Source organism: Francisella sp. SYW-2, from assembly GCF_008711475.1.
Taxonomy (GTDB): Bacteria; Pseudomonadota; Gammaproteobacteria; order Francisellales; family Francisellaceae; genus Francisella; species Francisella salimarina.
The window spans coordinates 1-19,808 of sequence record NZ_VXKO01000025.1 but is presented as its reverse complement, the minus strand read 5'-3'; the positions used below and the strand labels follow the sequence as shown (position 1 = coordinate 19,808).

Here is a 19,808-nt window from a genome sequence, read left to right as displayed (position 1 = left end):
ATAACTAATATATGAAAACATTATAACACTTTAAGCTAGTAATTCTTAGATTACAATTATTAGAGATTAATAAATATTAGTAATCACTATTTCTTGGATTTTGAGACTCTTGTAAATAATCAGATATTGCTTTAGTATGTCTGATATAACCTATTATTATAATTAAATAAGTGGAAACTAAAGATATAAAAGATATTGAAGTCGTTGCCTTGTCATTAGGTCGTAGATTTTCTGGGATTAATGCTAGTATGCTGGCTGTGATGCCAGAGCAAGCTAAGCTAATAAATATTGTAGGCATGGGCTTTAATATTGATTCTAATGGTATTAAGACAATTAGATTTAGAGATTTTTTATTTAAGTGTTGGCGTGATAAATGGCGTATTTGGCATGCACGTAGAAATATCGATATGCTTGTGGGCATTATCTTAAAATATGTTTTTAGATATAAGATAATACTAGTTTTTACTTCTGTAGCACAAAGGCATCATAAAAAACTGACAAAATTTTATATAAACAGAATGGAAGCAGTTATATGTCCATCTGAAATATCTGCGAAATATCTTGAGAGACCGCCATATATAGTGCCGCATGGAGTTAATACGGAAGTTTTTTATCCTGCTGACAATAAGGCTCAAGAGTGGCAAAATAGAAAATTACCAGGTAAATACGGTATAGGAATATTTGGCAGAATCAGAAAGTCTAAAGGAACTTATGAGTTTATTGAAGCAGTAGTAGCTATGCTAATAAAATATCCTGATTGGACAGCTGTAGTTATTGGTGAAGCAACACCTAAAGATTTAGAGTTCAAAAAACAACTAGAGCAAATGGTTCAGCAAGCAGGTTTGCCAGAACGGATAATATTTACAGGGTTTATCAAGAATAGCAAAGAGATTCCAAGTTGGTATAGAGCATTAGATATCGTAGTTTGTGCTAGTCATAAAGAAGGCTTTGGCTTGCCAGCTCTTGAAGCTATGGCATCTAAATGTGCTGTGATTGCTACTAAAGCTGGTGCTTGGCCTGAGATTATTTCTGATGCTCAGAACGCCTATTTAATAGAACCAAAATCAAGTCAACAGATTGCTGAAAAGTTAGATACCTTAATGTCTAATGATGAATTAAGATATGAAATAGCTCAAAATGGCTATGATTTGGTGTCATCAAAATATAAAATCCAAAATGAGGCTGAAGGAATTCAGCAGGTTTATAACCAACTTTTGAAAAGAAAGTGATTAGATATACTGTTTAGTTTTTATTCATAGCAACTAATTTATTTGTAATATCATTATTTGGGAATGGTAGTTTTTCTAAGATAACATCAAAACTTTTTGTATTATCTTTATCTAGAGTATTTAAGTCCACAATAACAGGATTATTAGGTTTGTTATATGTTGTTATGTATAGTTTATTATTATTTAAATCTTTGATTACTACGTATGCTGTATGATCAAACATTTTCTTATTCTGTATTTCATCGGCTACAACACCTTTCGGAATATCAACATTATGTAATATATGAGTTACTTTTGATACAAGATCATCATCATTTTTAGGACTTTTGTTATTTGTATAATAAGCAATTGCAGCTGTTCTAACAAATCTTGATGGAGGAGAATAATCTCCAGGAATTCCAAGTAATCCGCCACCTAGAAAGCCACTGATATCTTGAACTGTTCTTTCATGTTTTTCAGTATTTATAACATCACTGATTTTAAGATTTGTTGGGGTTTTATTATCTAGTGATAAGTAATTCTTTAAGTTTAGTAATTGCCAGTCATATGTTGGTGAATTTGTCATTACTTTAACGTTTGAGTTTACATTGTAGAATTTAACTTTACCATCTATGTACTCAACAACTAAGCCAGCACCATTTTTATCTGTTATTAAAAAATGAACTTCTGGAGATATTCCATCAATTTCTATATTTTTATCAGACCATACTTTATATTCTTTTAAGGCTTGCTTTACTTCATTAACATTGGCAAATTGACTTAATATAAGGGTGGTAGACTCAATTATTGATGCATATTTGGAATCACTCTTATTTACAGTCTGATATTTTGTGAATCCAGGTAAATAGTTTGCGCTTAGGCTTAGCCCTTGGCTATTTTGTCCATCAATTACAAGAGTTTGTCCATTTTCTGATAAGCCTGTGGCTAATACTGGATATTTCGATTTGTATTCCTGTTTCGGCAGGTTAGTGCTACTAGGAGCTGTTAAATAGTGAGAAGTGTTTTTAGGAATGTAGAGAAGCTGCCAGTTCCAATCAAGAGCCCACTCCATGGTTCTTCCCGATACTACATCACCTTTTTTATTTACTAGAGTTACAGCTGTGCATGCTATAGATTGCGAAAATAACATAAATAATAAAGAAATATAGATAAAAGTTTTTTTGAGTAAAGATTTCATTGATAACTATCCTTTGTTTATATTAGCTATGCTGATATTAGCATAGTTTTAATAAACTAATACCATTCATATTTTGATGCCAATATATAATTTTTAATAGCTGAAATTAAACTTTCACTGACTAACTTGTTTATTTATAATCTATTTAGATATAAATCAAACTTGTTAGTTAATGGAAGAAACAGTCCACCATTCAAATAAACACCCTAAAGCTTTGTGGTATATCATAGCAATTTATATGTGGGAGTATTTTAGCTTTTATGGGATGAGAGCTTTGTTAATATTATATTTAGTTGATCACCTTAAGTTTGGTGATACAACCTCTTATGCAATTGCTGGGGCATATGTGACTCTGGTATATCTTTCGCCGATTGTTGGAGGAGTTGTCGCAGACAGAGTATTAGGGTATAAGAAAGCTGTTATTTATGGAGCAGCACTTATGTCTATTGGACATATTATTTTAGGTTTTGGAGGAGATGCTAAATTATATCTAGGAATGGCTTTTATAGTTTGTGGTTATGGTTTTTTTAAGAGTAATGTTTCATGCCTACTGGGGCAGCAGTATAGTTCCCATGATCCTAAAAAAGATTCAGCATTTACATTACTATATTTAGGAGGCAATTTTGGAGGTATATTCGCTCCTATGATATGTGGCTTGATAGCCCATTACTATGGTTGGCACTATGGTTTTGGAGTCGCTGGTATTGGTATGATATTTGGGTTAATAGTATTTATGCTTGGTTCTAAATATATTCCAGATATTCTTCCTGAGAAACCCTTACCTAGATATTTTAATAGCTTTATACTTCTTTTAAGTATAGTTATTATGGTTGTGCTTGCGTATTTTGCTTTAGAGTATCTTTTTGATGGTTATCTTTTAGCCGTGGTTGCTTGTATAACAACATTATTTTTTATAATTATTTTTATTAAGACAGATTTCTCTACGCGTAAATCATTAGTTACTTTATTACCTTTTTATATATTTGGTATAGTTTTCTGGGTTTTTGATGAGCAGTTGTATACTTCTGTCGAAATATTTATACATAGAAATGTCGATACTTACTTGTTTGGGATTGATATACCGGCTAGTACATTCACTTCTATGAATTCTCTGTCAATATTATTTGGAGGTTTGATTCTTGCTTGGATTTGGAAGAGAGTAAAGTCTTTAGATGATGATTTTGGTCGGATGATGAAATTTTCATTTGGCTTTATATTTCAACTAATCTGTTTTATTTTATTCTTTATAGCTGCCAAAAATGCTAGTTTGGATGGTACGACATCAGCGCTATTGGTAATTATTGCTTTGGCATTCTTAGGAATATCTGAATTATTTATAGATCCTATTGCTCTTTCTGAGATTACCTCCGTTGAAGATAAAAAATATACAGGTTTTTTAGCAGCATCATATATGCTTTTTACAGGAAGTGTTGCGGGATTTATAGGGGCAAAAGTTGCTGACTTAGCAGCATTTAAAGGAGCGAGTGAGGATATCGATTTAGTTAAGCAAGCTCATTTATTTGAAGGATTGTTTACTCATATTATGATTATCTTAGGCATGACTATTTTACTATGGTTTATAGTAGCATTTCTTATAAAAAAACTAAGATAATAACTTTAGTTACAGATAAAAAAAGGATAAACTGCGATTATTTTATCATTTAGTAATATAACTCTTGCTTTAGAGCGTTCTGATGCTGGTATTTTCAGCTCTTGGAATAGTACTTTTAACTTATTTGCTTTGTTTCTGCCTTGATATCTACATTTATCAGAAGCTTGTCTTTTTCTGACTATAATTTCCTCAGCATTAAAGCTGTTATTTAATTTCTCTTTGAGCCATTCAATTATGTCTTTATTATTTAAGATTAAATTTAATTGGTTATTACTTTTAATTATTAGTTGATTATATTCTATAGATATTTGATATTGTTTATTGATATCAAATTGCCAACCAGTGTGAATATTGCTAAGAGCTTTATGTATTTCTTCAATTTGTTTACTTTTTAGACTTTGATTTGTTGTTTCTTTAAACCAATGATGAATCAAACTTTTTTGTATATCATTATCTAAGGTAAGTAATTCAGAGATAAATAGACCATTATCTTTAGAAATCTTCTGTAATTTTTCATTAAGTAGCTTTTGTAATATGTTATTACTTTCTGCGCAGATCTTAGCACTACGAGAAAGAGTTCTGCTAATATTTGGATTAATTTGCTCTAATATTGGCATTATCTGATTACGAATAAGATTTCGACGATATTTTATATCCTCATTACTATCATCATAGATGTGACTAATCTTGTTTTGGTTTGCATAGTCTTGAATATCTTTCTTTGTATAATCTAAAAGAGGGCGAAGTACGCTCCCATGATTTAATTCTTTATAGTACGGCATACTAGCCAAGCCAGCTAATCCTGACCCTCTTATTGCTTGGATTAAGAATGTTTCAGCTTGATCGTCTAGATGATGACCTAGTAGAAGAATCGGATTAGAATACTGACTCATGATCTCAATGAAGAAATCTATCCTTTGCTTACTTGCCCAAGCTTCAAAACTTTCTCCTCTGGGGGGTTGATCTAGAGAGTGAGCTATGAACCTTATATTTGTATTATTACATTTTGCTTGGCAATGCAATTGCCATTTTAGTGCATCAGGATGGATATTATGATTAACATAAGCTGCTATGATAGGAATATCTAAATCTTTTGCTATATCTAATAAAACACTAGAATCTACACCGCCACTATAACCGATAACTATGTGTGAAGGGGAGTGTTTTAAAATTTGAGAGATAATTTGAGTTTTATCTAGAGACATTTATACAAGAAAACGAGCTTTTATTGTTGTTTTTATTTTTTTGAATTCATCAACAAGGTCTCTTGCTTCATCAGATGTTGATTTAATATCCATTACAACGTAGCCAATATCTTCTAGAGTTCTAAGATACTGACCTTCAACATTAATATTTTTTGCTGCCAGTATCTTGTTTAGCTCATTCATAGTACCAGGTATATTTTGGTGTATATGTAATATTCTATGTGTTTCAGTATGACTAGGTAATGATAATTCTGGGAAGTTTACAGCATTTAGGGTCGAACCATTATCAGAATATTTAATAAGCTTGGCACTAACTTCATTAGCAATGTTTTCTTGTGCTTCAATAGTACTACCACCAATATGTGGAGTTAAGAAAATATTATCAAAACCTCTTAGTGGACTTTCAAATATTTCACCCTTTGAAGAAGGTTCTTTAGGAAAAACATCTATAGCGGCACCTTTGAGCTTACCACTTTCTAAAACCTCAACTAAAGCTGCGATATCGATCACATTTCCTCTGGATGCATTTATCAATACAGAGTTTTCTTTCATAAAGCTCAATTCTTTGGTAGAAATCATATTTGCAGTTGTAGATAACTGAGGTACATGTAGTGAAACAACATCAGAGTTTTTAAGTAGAGTCTCTAAACTTTCTACAGCATTGGCATTACCTAAAGGAAGCTTTTCTTCAACATCATAAAAGATGACATTTAAGCCTACACTTTCAGCTAATATACCAAGCTGCATACCAATATGACCATAGCCAATAATTCCAAGAGTTTTACCTCTCACTTCATTAGCATTGTCAGCTGATTTGTGCCATTCACCACGATGAGTTTTAGCATTTTTATCAATTACATTGCGAATCAATAAGATAGCTTCAGCTAATACAAGCTCAGCGACACTACGAGTATTTGAAAATGGCGCGTTGAATACAGGTATTCCTAGATTTTGAGCTGTTTTTAGATCAACTTGGTTAGTACCAATACAGAAGCAACCGATAGCTGTTAGATGTTGGGATTTTTCTAGTACTTCTTTTGTTAATTGCGTACGAGAGCGCAAACCAACAATTTTAAAATCCTTGAGTTTATTGATAAGTTCTTCGCCCTCAAGAGCTGTGTTTAGTAGTTCAATATTTTCATATCCAGCTGCTTTGAATGTCTCAAGAGCATTTAAGTGAATACCTTCTAATAGAAGAATTGGAATTTTCTTTTTATTAAGAGATAGTTGGCTCATTTTATAATATCCTTATACAGAAATTTTGGCTTTTATAGCTGGGTGGTATTTATAATTCTGAAATTCAAAGTCCTCATATTTGTAATCAAATATAGAGCTTGGCTTTCTTAAGATTTTGAGTGTTGGTAAGTCTAAAGGCTCTCTACTAAGCTGTTCATTTACTTGCTCAATATGGTTGTTATAAATATGGCAATCGCCACCAGACCAAATAAATTCACCAATATCAAGGTCACATTGCTGAGCAACCATGTGCGTTAGTAATGAGTAGCTTGCTATGTTAAATGGAACGCCTAAAAACGCATCTGCACTTCTCTGTGTGAGCATACAAGATAGCTTGTTATCAGCAACATAAAATTGGAACATTGCATGACAAGGTGGTAGGGCAGAATTACCTTTTGTAACATTCTCTTGAGGAGAAATTTTTTCTGAAGGTACAACACAAGGGTTCCATGCTGAGACTAGGATTCTGCGTGAATTTGGATTGGTTTTTAGCATTTCAATTACTTCAGTAATTTGATCTATACCTTGATCATTAAAATCACGCCATTGCTTACCATATATCGGACCCAACTCTCCATCTTCAGTTGCCCATTCATTCCATATTCTAACTTTATTATCGTTTAGATATTTTACATTTGTGCTACCACTTAAAAACCATAATAGTTCATGAACTACACTTGGGATATGAATTTTTTTTGTAGTAACTAAGGGGAAACCTTTTTGTAAGTCAAAGCGCATCTGATAGCCAAAAACACTTTTAGTCCCAGTACCAGTTCTATCACCTTTTATAGTACCATTTTCTTTAATATACTTGAGAAAATTTAGATACTCTCGCATTTACTCTTCCTTGTTTTAATAAATACCATAATAAGAATTGCAGCTCCTAATACTATCATTGGAATAGATAATATTTGTCCCATAGTCATCCAGTTAAAGAATATATAGCCATATTGAGGATCTGGTTGCCTAAAGAATTCACAAATAAACCTAGCGCTACCATATAAGAACATAAATAACCCCAATATTAAGTAGCGTGGTCTTTTTTTGATACTAACTATCCATAATACTGTAAATAGTACAACACCTTCTAAGAAGAATTCAAAGAGCTGGGAAGGGTATCTAGGTAAAGGACCTCCAGTGGGAAATACCATACCTATTGGTGAGTCCGTAACTTTGCCCCACAGTTCACCATTGATAAAGTTACCAATTCTGCCAGCACCTAAACCTATAGGCACAACTGGAGCTACAAATTCACCAAGGTCAAAGAAGTTTACTCCAAGTTTGCGTGCATATAGTGCAAATGCTATTAATACACCTATAAATCCCCCATGGAATGACATGCCACCATCCCATAAGAAAAACATTTGAGCTGGATTATGGAAGTAATAAGGAAGGTTGTAAAAGATTATATATCCAATCCTACCTCCCAATATAACACCTAAGGCAATATAAAATGTTAAATCTCCTGCTTGCTCTGGTTTGATAGGTGCCCAAGTTTTAACTTTTGCGCGATACCTCATCAAATACCATCCAGCAAAAATACCGAACAAATACATTAAACCATACCAATGAACTTTAATTGGACCTAAGTGTAAAGCAACTGGGTCAATTTGAGGGTAGTGTAACATTAGATTTAATAGCCTTTTAGTTTAGATTATTGTCTGAGACTCAAAATCAATAGCTGGAGAGTAATTTATATATTCTGGCTTAATTTGATCCTGTTTATTAGCTTTTTCTACCACTTTCTCTTTTTTATTATTTTTAGCAGCTTTAGGCTTTTCTTTTTTAAGATCATTTTGTTCAGAAGTTTCATTACTTTTATCTATTTTTTTTATTCTTTTTGGCTGCTCCTCTTTGACGACAACTTTATCTACTACTTCAACTGTTTCTTTTACTTGCTCTTCTTGAACATTGTCAGTCTCTATAATTTTTTTATTATCAGCTTCTACATTACTAGCTTGTTGTGCAGCTTTCAAAGTACTTATTTCTTTATCTACAGAAACAGTATCAAATTTTAGATATTTATTTGTTTTAGCTCTTTCCTGAGTAGCAACCTTAGTAGCTCCATCATCTTTTAGACTATCATAATTTTCTAAAACATCTTTAACCATAACAGAGACGAACTCTTCAGGGTTTTTAGATATTACTTTTTTGATGTTATCAGTTTTTTCAGCTGTTTGATTTTGATATTTGAGCTGAGTAATATCGACAACTTCTTCTGCATTATTAAGATTTAAGTTATTGCTTCTGTTATTGCTACGGTTATTTGACTTTTTATCAAATTTATCACTTGATCTATTTTTGTTACGATCATTCTTATTGCGATCATTCTTGTTGTCATTATTTTTACGGTCATTGCGTTGGCCGTTATCTCTTTCTTGTCTATTATCTTGAGACTTCTGATGTTGAGGCTTTTGACCTTTGTTATTATTTTTATTATCACTACGATCGTTTTTGTTATCGTTTTTACGGTCATTACGTTGGCTGTTATCTCTTTCTTGTCTATTACCTTGAGATTTCGGGTGTTGAGGCCTTTGACCTTTATTTTTGTGTTGTTTATCTTGAGGCTTAGTCTTCTCAATAGTCGTATCTTCAGCATTACCACCAAGTTTACCTAGCAATTTACTCAAAAAACTTTTTTTCTTTGGTTCTTCTTTGATAGCCTCTTTTTTAGTGTTCTGAGTATTTTTATTAGCTATATTATCTTGGGCTTTTTTATTCTCCGTCGGAGCTTGATTTTCACTGTTTGATGTTGTCTTACTTAGCTCTACAGCGGCTACTTTCTTTTTACCTGCTTTAGGAATTTCAACATTGTATACATCTTCTATCAAATCAGAGCTTGTACGATTAGACTTGTAGCTTGCTCCCCAGATTCTTTGCATTTGAAATTTTGGAGATTCGATGTTGAAGTTAGGGATTAGCATTATTTTAACTTCAGAGATTCTTTCAATCTCAACAATACTATCTCTTTTCTCATTTAGGATATATGCAGCTATATCCACAGGTACTTGGACACGTATTTCATTAGTATCTTCTTTGATAGCTTCCGCTCTGATTTTACGTAAAATAGTAAGTGCTGTAGCTTGAGTAGTTTTAATAAAGCCATGGCCGTCACAACGAGGACACTTTTGCATTACACTCTCGTTGATTGATGAACTCAAACGTTGTCTAGAGATCTCAACAAGTCCAAGTTTAGATATACGAGACATTTGGATACGTGCTTTATCTTGCTGTAGAGCTTCCATTAACTTTTCTTCAACTTGCTTTCTATTTGGATAGAATGACATGTCGATAAAGTCAACGATAACAAGACCACCAAGATCTCTAATTCTAAGTTGACGAGCAACTTCTTCAGCAGCTTCTAAGTTTGTTTTGAAAGCAGTAGTTTCTACATCCTCTGCTTTGTTAGCGCGAGATGAGTTAACATCAATCGCAACTAAAGCTTCTGTAGTATCAATAACAATAGATCCACCAGAAGGTAATCTAATCTCTCTCTTGTATGCATTTTCTATCTGTTGATCGATACCAAATTGAGCAAATATCGGTAGCTCTTCGTTGTATAGTTTAACCTTGTTTGTATCGAAGCTTTGTCTAAGTAGACCAAGCTGCCTTTTAACATCTGCAAAACATTCCTTAGAGTCTACAATAATTTCTTTAACATCTTCTTTTAGATGATCTCTAACTGTTCTTACAATTATGTCGCTCTCTTTGTGAAGTAGGGCAGGCTTTTTGATTTTGTGATAAGCCTTGAATATTGAGCTCCATAATTCAACTAGATTGTCGAAGTCATGCTTTAATTCTTCAAATGAGCATTCTACGCAAGCAGTTCTTGCGATTACGCTCATACTTTTAGGGATATTTAAGTCCTTTAGATATTTTTTTAATTTCTCTCTATCTTCACCTTCAACACGACGAGAAATTCCGCCACCATCTGGGTTGTTTGGCAGTAAAACCATGTATGAACCAGCTAGTGTGATAAATGTAGTTAGTGCAGCACCTTTATCACCACGCTCTTCTTTGTCAATCTGTACGATTAATTCTTGTCCTTCAGAGAGAAGAGATGCTATATTTTCACCATTTGGCACATCTTTTAGATAATACTCAGAAACTTCTTTAAATGGTAAAAAACCATTTTTATCCTCACCATAGTTAACAAATATAGCATTTAAGCTAGGTTCAATTCTAGATATGTAACCTTTGTAAATGTTAGCTTTCTTTTGTTCTCTATCTACGTTTTCGATATCTAGGTCAATAAGTTTTCCGTTATCCAGAGTAGCAATTCTTGTTTCTTCACTACTTTTACTATTTATTAGTATTTTCTTCATTTTTTTATTAATTCCTTCAGTAATATAATGTTCATAACTAACTGTTTAACGAGTTAGTTCGTTTTGTTTAGACCTATTTCGGCCATTTTAATAAATCGTGCTAACAGGCTATTTCTTTGAATATGAAATCGACCAAATTTACCATCTTTAGTCAAGCGCCAATTTAGCTTGCGATTTTGTTAAAGTACTATGTACGCAATTATTTGATATAATAGCAATATTAGATATTAATTAAAAGAATTATTGGGTTTAATGAGTCTTATTTACTTAGATTATGCAGCGACAACGCCTCTCAGTGCAAACGTTAAAAATTTAATGCTAAGCTCAATTAATAATGATGTTGACTTTTTTAACTCGGGGTCGTCCACATATGAACAAGCTGAGTTTGTTAGTAATAAAATTGAAGAGGCTCGATCATCAATTGCAACAACTTTGTCCGTCTTGCCTAGAGAGATTGTTTTCACATCAGGGGCTACTGAGTCGAATAACCTTGCAATAAAAGGGGTTGCTTATGCATACCAAAACAAAGGTAATCATATAATTACTTCAAAGGTTGAGCACAAGGCTGTACTTGATGTATGTAAGTCTTTAGAGACTCAAGGCTTCAGGGTCACATATTTGGATGTTGATAAGTTTGGACAGATTAACTTAGAGCAACTTAAAAATGCTATTAAACCAGAGACTATACTTGTAAGCTTAATGGCTGTAAATAATGAGCTAGGAACTCTAAATGATCTTTGTGGAATTGGTCAGGTAACTAAGCAAAATGGTGTGATATTCCATGTTGATGCTGCTCAGGGGTATGGTAAGGTTGATATTAATATAAATGATATGAATATTGATTTACTATCAGTATCTGGTCATAAACTTTATGCCCCAAAAGGTGTGGGATTTTTATATGTAAGGTCTAAAAAACCAAGAGTTAAACTAGAAAAACAGATTCATGGTGGTGCGCAAGAGTTTAATCTAAGGGCTGGAACACTGGCGAACTATCAAATATTTGCTTTAGCTGAAGCTGCTAAAGAGATATTTGCTAATAGACAGAATAATCTTCAGTACATAAAGGATTTACGAGATATTTTTTTGGGCATTATTAAAGAAACTGATGATATAAAGATAAATACAAAACTTGATAATAGCTATTCAGGTATATTAAGCATTACTTTTATTGGAGTAAAAGGAGAAACTTTATTAGCAATGCTTGATGGTATTTGTATGTCTATGGGGTCTGCATGCAATTCTCAGGCTGTTGAGCCATCCCATGTTTTAGCTGCTATCGGCCTGAGTGCAGATCAAGCGGAATCTACAATAAGAATCTCATTCGGTTTGCAAACATCAAAAGAGCAGGTCATCTTTGCAGCTAATAAAGTGGTTGAAAAAGTACAACTTTTAAGAGCTATATCTCCAGAAGGAGAAGAGAATGTATAATGATATAGTAAAAAAATTTCTATTAGATGTTAACTTTGATGATGCTATTATTCTACCTGAGCAAATTAGGTATGAAGTAAAGGATAGTTTTTCGACAATACAGATGTATATTTGTGATAAAAAGATATCATTTAGGGTTTATGGAGATGCTTATATAGTCGCAATGACAAAATGGCTACAGCAAAAGCTAAAGAGTAAATATGATATTAAACAAATAACGATCCAACAGCTTGTAGATAAATTTAACTTGCCTGATTTTAAATATAGAAACGCTTCTCAACTAATCGAGCTTATCGAGAAAATCAATGCAACAATTATATGATTTTTATATATTACATCAACGTAAGTATAAAGAGAATTCTCTACTAGTGAGTATATTTACTCGAGAATTTGGCAAAATTTCTGGATTAATAAGAGTTAATAAAAAAACAATAAATTTATATCAACCCTTGGTCAAGTTAAGAGGACAAATTAGTCTTGCGAAAAAGTCAGATGGATTATCTAAAATTTACAACGTAGAGTTTGTTGAGTCATTTTATCAAAGTTCATATATTAATTTATTGTCACTGCAGTACATGAATGAGTTGATATATTTGTTATTAAACTATTCTAATGAAGAGGAGTTTTTATTTGAAAAATATGCTTTTATTCTAAAAAATATAAATGAAATTAATTATAAATATTTGCTGAGAATGTTTGAGCTTGAGTTACTAGATAGTCTTGGACAGGGAGTTTATGTTGATTGTGATGTCGATGGTGTGCCTATTGATGAAAGTCTTAATTATTCGATATATGCCACTGGATTTAAAAGAACTCTATCGTCTATACCAAATAGCATTGTGGGTAAAAGCCTCTTGAAAATCAGTCAATCAGTCAGTTCATGGACAGCTGAGGATTTAAAAGCCATTTCTAAAGTTACTCGTGCCCATATTGATTATGCTTTAGCTGGTAAGCAATTAAAAAGCCGGAAACTTTTGATAGATTATTTGAGTTTGGGCAAAAAATAGTCTTTGTAATTATGTTTTGTTAGATAGCTTGTTCTTAAAAGCTTTGATGAAAGATACTGTAGGTGGTATTAAAGATACAACAATAATTAAAATGACAAATAAACCGAAATATTTTTTGACAAAAGCATTGTTGCTAAAGAAAAATGCTAGGTAAATAATAGAATAAACCCATATAAAAGCACCTATAATTCCCATTAATACAAATTTAGGATATTTCATGCGTGCCATACCAGCTGTAAAAGGCATGAATGTTCTTACAAGTGGCGTGAATCTTGCTAATATAATTGCTGCAGCACCGTACTTATTAAAGAACTCTTGTGCTTTAAGTAAGTGAGCTGTTTTGAGGATTTTTGCATCATCTTTAAATATCCGTTTACCAACCATTCTTCCAAGGAAATAATTGCAGGAGTCACCAAAAACGGCAGCAGTTACAAGTATCGGAGCTAATATGTGTACATTTAAACTAGTCGCAGCACCTGTAAGTCCTAGTGCAAAGAGTAATGAGTCACCTGGTAAAAATGGGGTTACAACAAGTCCTGTTTCGCAAAAGATGACTAAGAAAAGTAACAAATAAGTCCAGTCACCAAGTATATTAATATATGTGCTAATAAATTGATCTAGATGCAGGATAATATGAAACAACGCTGAAATGGTATCCATAAATTATTCATTTTGAATGTTTTGTCGTTAGATTATAAAAAAATAATACTTAAAGGTTAAGCTCTTTTTGCTTTTATTTTATTTATAATGCCTTTGAGAATCATTTGAATCATAACTGCTGTTATGACTATAACAATAATCAAGCTTAGATATTGTTTAACAAAATGGTTATCACTAAAAAAGTATACTGTATAGGTAATTGAGAAAGACCATATAACTGCCGATATGATACCTAATGTGACAAATTTTGCATAGTTCATATTGCTGACTCCAGCAACAAAAGGAGTAATTGTTCTAACAAAAGCTATGAAGCGTGAAAAAATTATTGCTTTTGTACCATATTTGTCCAAAAACTCTTTGGTTTTGATCAAGTATGCCTTTTTGAGAATTCTAGCATGTGTGCTAAATAGTTTCTCTCCTATAAATTTACCCGTAATATAGTTGCACGAGTCTCCTATAATAGCTCCTAAGCAGATTGACAGAACTGCTAAATGAATGTTGATGCTTGTTGCAGCGGCAGTTAAGCCTATTGTGAATAAAAGCGAGTCACCAGGAAAAAAAATACCTAGAACTATGCCAGTTTCACAAAAAACTATAAAAAACAGTAGTATATAAAACCACACGCCTAGCATATCTATAAAATAATTTATGTATTCATTAAAGTGTATAATAAAATCAAACATTGCTTTACTCCGGCTTGATTTTTATTGATAACGCATGGATATATGGCATGAGCTTTTCTACAGATTTAAATACTTCCTTATGAGCTTTGATTTTTGAGGAGTCGCTCAACTTTTTAGAAGAGATATTAATGACATAGTGGTATTTGCCTTCAACAAACCCTTTATGTTTAGTATGCTTGTGCGTCTCATCTATTACTTCAATTAATGCTTGAGAATCAATTTTGGATAGTATTTCACTTTTAATTTGAGTTGCTACAGCTGTACTATCCATGTCTCATAATATCCTTGTCGGTGTAATAATTAAATCAAGCTTAATATCATATATGTCTATGATAATATCATTATTTTGCTGTTCATCAAAGGCTATGCCTATAGTTAAAGGGGAATTAGAGTTCTTTTTGAAGCTTAGAGTATAGTCGTAAAAGCCTCCTCCCATTCCCATTCTGAATTTGTTACGATTAAAACCAACAATTGGTACTATAACAATATCAAGCTCCCAAGCTGAGATAATATCCTTTGCTGAATATTTAGGTTCTTTTATTTTATATTTATTTAAATAATATTTTTTTGAATCCTTAGCAAACCACATTCCATGCTTTATGAAAGGATGAACTATAGGTAAATAAATATTTTTAAAGCTGTCATTAATCAGTGATGTGTTGACTTCATTTTTGAGTGAAACAAAACTAGCTATTTTTGGATCTGAAAAGTTGTTTTGAATATAGTCTATAACTCTAAGGTTTATTTTAGAGGATAACTTATCCTTGTTACCTAAACTATTTCTAATGTTTAAGAGCTTTTGGCGTATATTATCTTTATTCATGACTAAGACTATAAATAATTAGTTGTCCGGAGTACCGTTTTAGCCCAATATTCTTGATCCCATTTGGTATCAAGTGGGTGTCATAATCTCAACGTTGGGCTTCTTTGTAAGTGCTAGGCACCAAAGCTTGCTCTCTAGTTGGGATACCAAGACTCCCTATTCTAAGTAGTATCGGCTCAAGATTGTAGCTAAATCACCAATAACCCAGACAACTAAACTTTTGAATACATGATTATTATAAACGACTAAATGCGGCGTTTGAATGATTTATGGTAAAAAGTTTATAGATATATTGCTTGACTTTGTTTGATTTAAGCTATCTATTTTCTTGTTCAAGAAATGAATATTTTTTTAGACTAATAGTATTAAAAAAGACCTATAACTAATTATCTATATGAAGTAAAATATCAGTTAGTAATATATAAAATAAATTCTATCTATGAAAAATGAGAAACCTAATTTTGAAGATGTTGTAGAAGCTCTAAAAGTAATGCAAGCCTTGACTTCTGCCTCAGAAGCACATGGCTTACTGTGTGCATTATTTAGTTTTGGTGCTGAAGTTAAATTTACTGCTTGGTCGGATTCTTTGATGACAAAGTCTATACAAGAAGGAGACTTAGTAGCTACATCGGCACTACAAACTATGAAAAAACTATATGATTATACAAAGTCGCAATTTGATGAGAAAGGTTTAACTTTTGACCTTTTCCTACCAGAAGATGAAGAAGAGCGAACTTATAAAGCAGAAGCTCTTACATATTGGATAAAGGGTTTTTTATCAGGTGTTGGATTATTTGGACTAGATTTCGAAAATTCAAAAGATAAAGAAGTAAAAGAAGCAATTAATGATTTAATGCAAATATCATATATGGATTATGAAGCTTTTGAGGATAATGATGAGTGTGAACAAGATTTTATAGAGTTGTTAGAGTATACAAAGGTTGCAGTGTTATTGATTGATAGCGAGAAAGTTTAGGTTATTCTATGAATATTAAATACGATATAGCAATTGTTGGTGGTGGAGTTGTTGGTTTACTTACATCCTTAGCCCTTGCAAAGACAGGTTGTACAATTATTCATATTGAAAAAGATGAACTAGAAGTCAAAAATGATAACCGTAGTATAGCTGTATCTTATTCATCGATTGCATTCTTGAATACTCTTGGTTTGTGGGATAAAGTTGCTAGTAAAACTCAATCCATAAAAAAAGTTCATGTTTCTGATAAAGGACGATATGGTAGAGCTGAGATTTTTGCTAAGGATGAGAATCTGCCATTTCTTGGGGCTATTGCTCCAATGCGAGAACTATTAGCAGTTGCATTGCAGAATGTTGCGGAAAATGAAAACATCGAAAAAGCTTTTAAGACTAATGTCGTTAGTTTGCAAAAGAATGCTGATGATTATTCGCTAGTTGTTGAGCAAGAACAACAAGATAAAATAATACAGGCTTCGCTAATAATTGCTTGTGACGGTGCAAACTCAAGTATACGTAAAATGCTAAATGTAGGAGCTCAAACTACCGATTACAAACAAGATGCAGTCGTTTTTGATATCCAAACAGATCTTGATAATGATAATACAGCATTTGAGAGGTTTATGACTGATGGAGTACTTGCAATGCTTCCCAAAGCAAAAACTATAATGGGCTGTGTTTGGACTGTTGATCGAGAAGACTCAGAAGCAAAGTTAAACTTAGGTAAAAAAGAGTTTGAGGAACTGGTTCAAGATAGATTTGGTTATAGATTAGGTCAGATTGAAGTTGCTACTAAGCCTGCTGTTTTTCCTTTATATCTTGTTCAATCAAATGAAGTATATAAAGATAATGTACTATTTTTTGGTAATGCTTTGCATTTTTTACATCCTGTATCTGGTCAAGGCATGAATTTAAGTATTCGAGATATCGGCTTTTTATATGATTTACTTGTTGAAAGTGATTTTTCACAAAGCTCTATAACAGCAGTTTTAGAAGAGTTTGCCAAAGTCAGAAAACCAGATCATGATAGAACAATTAATATTACACATGGATTTGTGAAATGGTTTGTATCAAATGATTTTAAATTTGTGGCAAGTAGAAATGTTGGATTACACTTGTTACAAAGAAGCAAATTGGCTAAAAAAGTTCTATCTCGGATGATGATGGGTAAGCTGACAAGAGGTTCAACACTAATGAGAAAGGTGGTTGAAGATGAACATTAAAAATATCCAAAAAGATGTAGTGATTGTTGGTGGTGGTATGGTTGGGCTTAGTTTAGCTTTATCTTTGCATCAAAATGGTCTACAAGTCGCTGTAATAGAAGCAAGAGAAATGAATTATAAGCATCTCAATTCAGACAGAGTAGAAACTAGAGTAAGTGCGGTTAATCATACATCTAAGAGATTGTTACAAGATTTGGGTGTTTGGAATGCCATTAAAAGCAATCGTATATCACCATATTATCAAATGTGTGTTTGGGATGATGTTCCTAGTGAAAGTATTACTATTTCAGCAGAAGAGATATCTGAGCATAGTTTGGGTAATATTGTAGAAAATGATGTTATAACACAAGCTCTCTTTACTGAAATTAGTAATACGGGTATTGAGATTTTTACGAATCAGAAAATAGAAAAAATTCAAAAGAATGGCAATACTGAACTAGTTGTTTTAGCTGATAAAATTGTCGAAACTAGCTTGATCGTCGGCGCAGATGGAGCTAACTCTTTTGTTAGAGATTACTTTAATTTTGAAACTAAAGTTAAACCATATAAACATACTGCGATAGTAGCAACTCTTGAGCTTGAAAAACAACATAATCAAACAGCATATCAAAGGTTTTATGATAAGGGAGTTTTAGCATTTTTACCGTTAGAAAATCCTAATAAAGCTTCGATAGTTTGGTCTGTAAAAACTGATTATGCTGATTTCTTAATGAGTTTAGCTGATGAGAAGTTTGAATTAGAGTTAGCAAAAGCAATTAATAAGACTCTTGGGAGTGTAAAACTTTTATCAAAAAGATTTAGCTTTGAACTAATTCAACGTCACGCTAAGAGCTATATTAAAAGTAATGTTGTACTAGTCGGTGACGCTGCCCATACAATCCATCCTTTAGCAGGTCAGGGTGTAAATATTGGCTTTAAGGATGTTATAGCTTTGAGCAAAGTTGTAAGTGAAGCTTTTGCTAAAGGTAGATTAATTGGCCATATCTCAACGCTAGATAAATACCAACGCGAAAGAAAGCTTGATAATACTAAGATGATAGCTCTTATGAAAGCTTTTAAAGAGGTGTTTGGTAGTGAGAATGATTATATTAAAAAAGCTCGTAGAGCTGGATTTGAGTTTGTTGATAAGTATAGTATTGTTAAAAGTTTAGTAGTAAAACAGGTGCTGTAGACTTATTGATTAATTTCTTTTCGAGCTTTTTCTAAATCTTTTAGAAATTCTTGGTTTCCATTCAAAATTGCAAAGTTTGCTAAAGCTACAGTTCTAGCAGCTTGGATATCACTTTTCCAATGTACTCCGCAAATAACTCGACTTTGGGATTTTCTATCAGCTAACTCAAAAAGCTGCTTAGCTGTTTGAGGTTTTAGCTCTGCTAGAATCATAGCGTAATTCCAAGCTCTAGATGAGTGTCCAGAAGGGTATGAATAGCTACTAGGATCTTCATCAGAATCGCAAGGTTCTCTGTCAAAAAACACAAAAGGTCTTATTCTCTTGTATTTTTCTTTAGCTGATTGCTTTATATTCGATACATCAGTCGTTGATCTGTTTAATAAAGTGTATATTGCGGGAGTTTTGTCTTTAGTGATTTCTTGGCCAAAAGCTTTGCTAAAATCAGCAATATGAACATCTTGGTCATTAGATGCGTCATGAATTGCTATTTTGTAATCAGTAGTATTTTTATTTTGGCTAAATACTGCTTCTGATATCGCTTTGTCACTAGAAAATGCTAATGAATCTGTACTTGGAGGAGCTCCGATAATACTATCTATATTTATGATTTGATTTTTGGGTATATATCCACTAGGCCAGTTACTAGCAAAAGAGGCTGATAATGTTACAAATATAATAATTGTAATGGATAGAAATTTTTTCATAGTTAGCTTTTTGGGTATTAAATTAGTTTTGGAAAATTATATTAACATATTCAGATGTATAGGAAATATTAGTTAAGAGTAAATTTTTATAAATTTATCCCTTGGTTATCACTTCTAATAGTAACTTTATATTGTTGTAAATATAAAAAAACAAATGATTTTGATTATAAATTAGATTTTTAAATAGGTGAATTTACAAATATTAAAACTTTTTAATATCAATTCCCTCTGTACACGATAAAAAATATTGAAAGGACTGATTAAAGCCTTATATATTCATTATTTGCGAAAGATGAAAAAGTACTTTAATCAGCTAAGAGGAAGTCTATCTGAAATATTCAATTGGCACAAG

The 19,808-nt window shown here is 32.4% G+C and carries 18 protein-coding genes, 1 other RNA gene and 2 pseudogenes; 8 read left to right on the top strand and 13 right to left on the bottom strand.

Going from position 1 to position 19,808, the window contains the following annotated elements:
- Window positions 1–170: 170 nt before the first annotated feature.
- Window positions 171–1,229 carry a glycosyltransferase family 4 protein gene (locus F3D57_RS07995; RefSeq protein ID WP_146421936.1) on the top strand — a complete coding sequence of 353 codons (1,059 nt, stop codon included), beginning with the start codon at window positions 171–173 and terminating at the stop codon, window positions 1,227–1,229.
- Window positions 1,230–1,242: 13 nt separating this feature from the next.
- On the opposite strand, the gene F3D57_RS07990 is transcribed toward F3D57_RS07995, so the two are convergent.
- A complete protein-coding gene (locus F3D57_RS07990) occupies window positions 1,243–2,406 on the bottom strand; it encodes a linear amide C-N hydrolase (RefSeq protein WP_150465856.1) in 1,164 nt (387 codons plus the stop codon).
- 172 nt (window positions 2,407–2,578) lie between these two features.
- Here F3D57_RS07990 and F3D57_RS07985 point away from each other — a divergent pair, with 172 nt between their 5' ends.
- The gene (locus F3D57_RS07985; RefSeq protein WP_150465855.1) at window positions 2,579–4,018 is read left to right on the top strand and encodes a peptide MFS transporter; all 1,440 of its coding nucleotides are present in this window, start codon (window positions 2,579–2,581) and stop codon (window positions 4,016–4,018) included.
- A 5-nt stretch (window positions 4,019–4,023) separates the two neighbouring features.
- Here the strand turns inward: F3D57_RS07985 and tilS are convergent, their stop codons facing one another.
- From tilS to F3D57_RS07960, 6 genes and pseudogenes are all read right to left on the bottom strand, one after another.
- Entirely contained in the window at window positions 4,024–5,223 is a 1,200-nt protein-coding gene (gene tilS, locus F3D57_RS07980) for a tRNA lysidine(34) synthetase TilS (protein ID WP_150465854.1), read from the bottom strand.
- Window positions 5,224–6,459, bottom strand: a complete 1,236-nt coding sequence (gene serA / locus F3D57_RS07975; protein WP_150465853.1) for a phosphoglycerate dehydrogenase — start codon at window positions 6,457–6,459, stop codon at window positions 5,224–5,226.
- A gap of 12 nt (window positions 6,460–6,471) precedes the next feature.
- Window positions 6,472–7,296 (bottom strand): thymidylate synthase, encoded by an 825-nt coding sequence (locus F3D57_RS07970; protein WP_150465852.1) that lies wholly within the window; start codon window positions 7,294–7,296, stop codon window positions 6,472–6,474.
- A complete protein-coding gene (gene lgt / locus F3D57_RS07965; protein WP_146421942.1) occupies window positions 7,281–8,087 on the bottom strand; it encodes a prolipoprotein diacylglyceryl transferase in 807 nt (268 codons plus the stop codon). Before lgt ends, F3D57_RS07970 begins: the two co-directional genes overlap by 16 nt.
- Before the next feature lie 21 nt (window positions 8,088–8,108).
- Window positions 8,109–8,324: pseudogene (locus tag F3D57_RS10520) on the bottom strand (hypothetical protein); the annotation flags it as partial.
- A 144-nt stretch (window positions 8,325–8,468) separates the two neighbouring features.
- A pseudogene (locus tag F3D57_RS07960) lies at window positions 8,469–10,784 on the bottom strand (Rne/Rng family ribonuclease); the annotation flags it as partial.
- A gap of 252 nt (window positions 10,785–11,036) precedes the next feature.
- Here F3D57_RS07960 and F3D57_RS07955 point away from each other — a divergent pair.
- The 3 genes from F3D57_RS07955 to recO are packed head-to-tail and all read left to right on the top strand — an operon-like array spanning window position 11,037 to window position 13,219.
- Complete coding sequence (locus tag F3D57_RS07955; RefSeq protein WP_150465850.1) at window positions 11,037–12,212, top strand: cysteine desulfurase family protein; 1,176 nt, start codon at window positions 11,037–11,039, stop codon at window positions 12,210–12,212.
- The gene (locus tag F3D57_RS07950; protein WP_149368506.1) at window positions 12,205–12,534 is read left to right on the top strand and encodes a hypothetical protein; all 330 of its coding nucleotides are present in this window, start codon (window positions 12,205–12,207) and stop codon (window positions 12,532–12,534) included. Before F3D57_RS07955 ends, F3D57_RS07950 begins: the two co-directional genes overlap by 8 nt.
- Window positions 12,518–13,219, top strand: coding sequence for a DNA repair protein RecO (gene recO / locus F3D57_RS07945; protein WP_150465849.1), 702 nt, complete (start codon window positions 12,518–12,520; stop codon window positions 13,217–13,219). The genes F3D57_RS07950 and recO overlap by 17 nt, the downstream gene beginning before the upstream one ends.
- A gap of 9 nt (window positions 13,220–13,228) precedes the next feature.
- Here recO and F3D57_RS07940 read toward each other — a convergent pair whose 3' ends face one another.
- The 5 genes from F3D57_RS07940 to ssrS form a co-directional block, all read right to left on the bottom strand.
- The gene (locus F3D57_RS07940; protein ID WP_041263707.1) at window positions 13,229–13,879 is read right to left on the bottom strand and encodes a VTT domain-containing protein; all 651 of its coding nucleotides are present in this window, start codon (window positions 13,877–13,879) and stop codon (window positions 13,229–13,231) included.
- Between the two features lie 56 nt (window positions 13,880–13,935).
- On the bottom strand, window positions 13,936–14,562 hold the full coding sequence (locus F3D57_RS07935; protein WP_146421946.1) for a VTT domain-containing protein: 627 nt from the start codon (window positions 14,560–14,562) through the stop codon (window positions 13,936–13,938).
- Between the two features lie 4 nt (window positions 14,563–14,566).
- Window positions 14,567–14,833: a BolA/IbaG family iron-sulfur metabolism protein gene (locus F3D57_RS07930; protein WP_150465848.1), complete on the bottom strand. Its 267-nt coding sequence runs from the start codon at window positions 14,831–14,833 to the stop codon at window positions 14,567–14,569.
- A 3-nt stretch (window positions 14,834–14,836) separates the two neighbouring features.
- Window positions 14,837–15,385 carry a 5-formyltetrahydrofolate cyclo-ligase gene (locus tag F3D57_RS07925; protein ID WP_150465847.1) on the bottom strand — a complete coding sequence of 183 codons (549 nt, stop codon included), beginning with the start codon at window positions 15,383–15,385 and terminating at the stop codon, window positions 14,837–14,839.
- A 19-nt stretch (window positions 15,386–15,404) separates the two neighbouring features.
- Window positions 15,405–15,599, bottom strand: a non-coding RNA gene (gene ssrS, locus F3D57_RS07920) — 6S RNA.
- A 225-nt stretch (window positions 15,600–15,824) separates the two neighbouring features.
- Here ssrS and F3D57_RS07915 point away from each other — a divergent pair.
- From F3D57_RS07915 to F3D57_RS07905, 3 genes are read left to right on the top strand one after another with little or no spacing between them, the layout of a single operon-like run.
- Window positions 15,825–16,361 (top strand): UPF0149 family protein, encoded by a 537-nt coding sequence (locus tag F3D57_RS07915; protein ID WP_150465846.1) that lies wholly within the window; start codon window positions 15,825–15,827, stop codon window positions 16,359–16,361.
- An 8-nt stretch (window positions 16,362–16,369) separates the two neighbouring features.
- On the top strand, window positions 16,370–17,581 hold the full coding sequence (locus F3D57_RS07910; protein WP_150465845.1) for an FAD-dependent monooxygenase: 1,212 nt from the start codon (window positions 16,370–16,372) through the stop codon (window positions 17,579–17,581).
- The gene (locus F3D57_RS07905; protein ID WP_150465844.1) at window positions 17,571–18,752 is read left to right on the top strand and encodes an FAD-dependent oxidoreductase; all 1,182 of its coding nucleotides are present in this window, start codon (window positions 17,571–17,573) and stop codon (window positions 18,750–18,752) included. The genes F3D57_RS07910 and F3D57_RS07905 overlap by 11 nt, the downstream gene beginning before the upstream one ends.
- A 2-nt stretch (window positions 18,753–18,754) precedes the next feature.
- Here F3D57_RS07905 and F3D57_RS07900 read toward each other — a convergent pair whose 3' ends face one another.
- The gene (locus F3D57_RS07900; RefSeq protein WP_150465843.1) at window positions 18,755–19,456 is read right to left on the bottom strand and encodes an acid phosphatase; all 702 of its coding nucleotides are present in this window, start codon (window positions 19,454–19,456) and stop codon (window positions 18,755–18,757) included.
- Window positions 19,457–19,808: the final 352 nt, after the last annotated feature.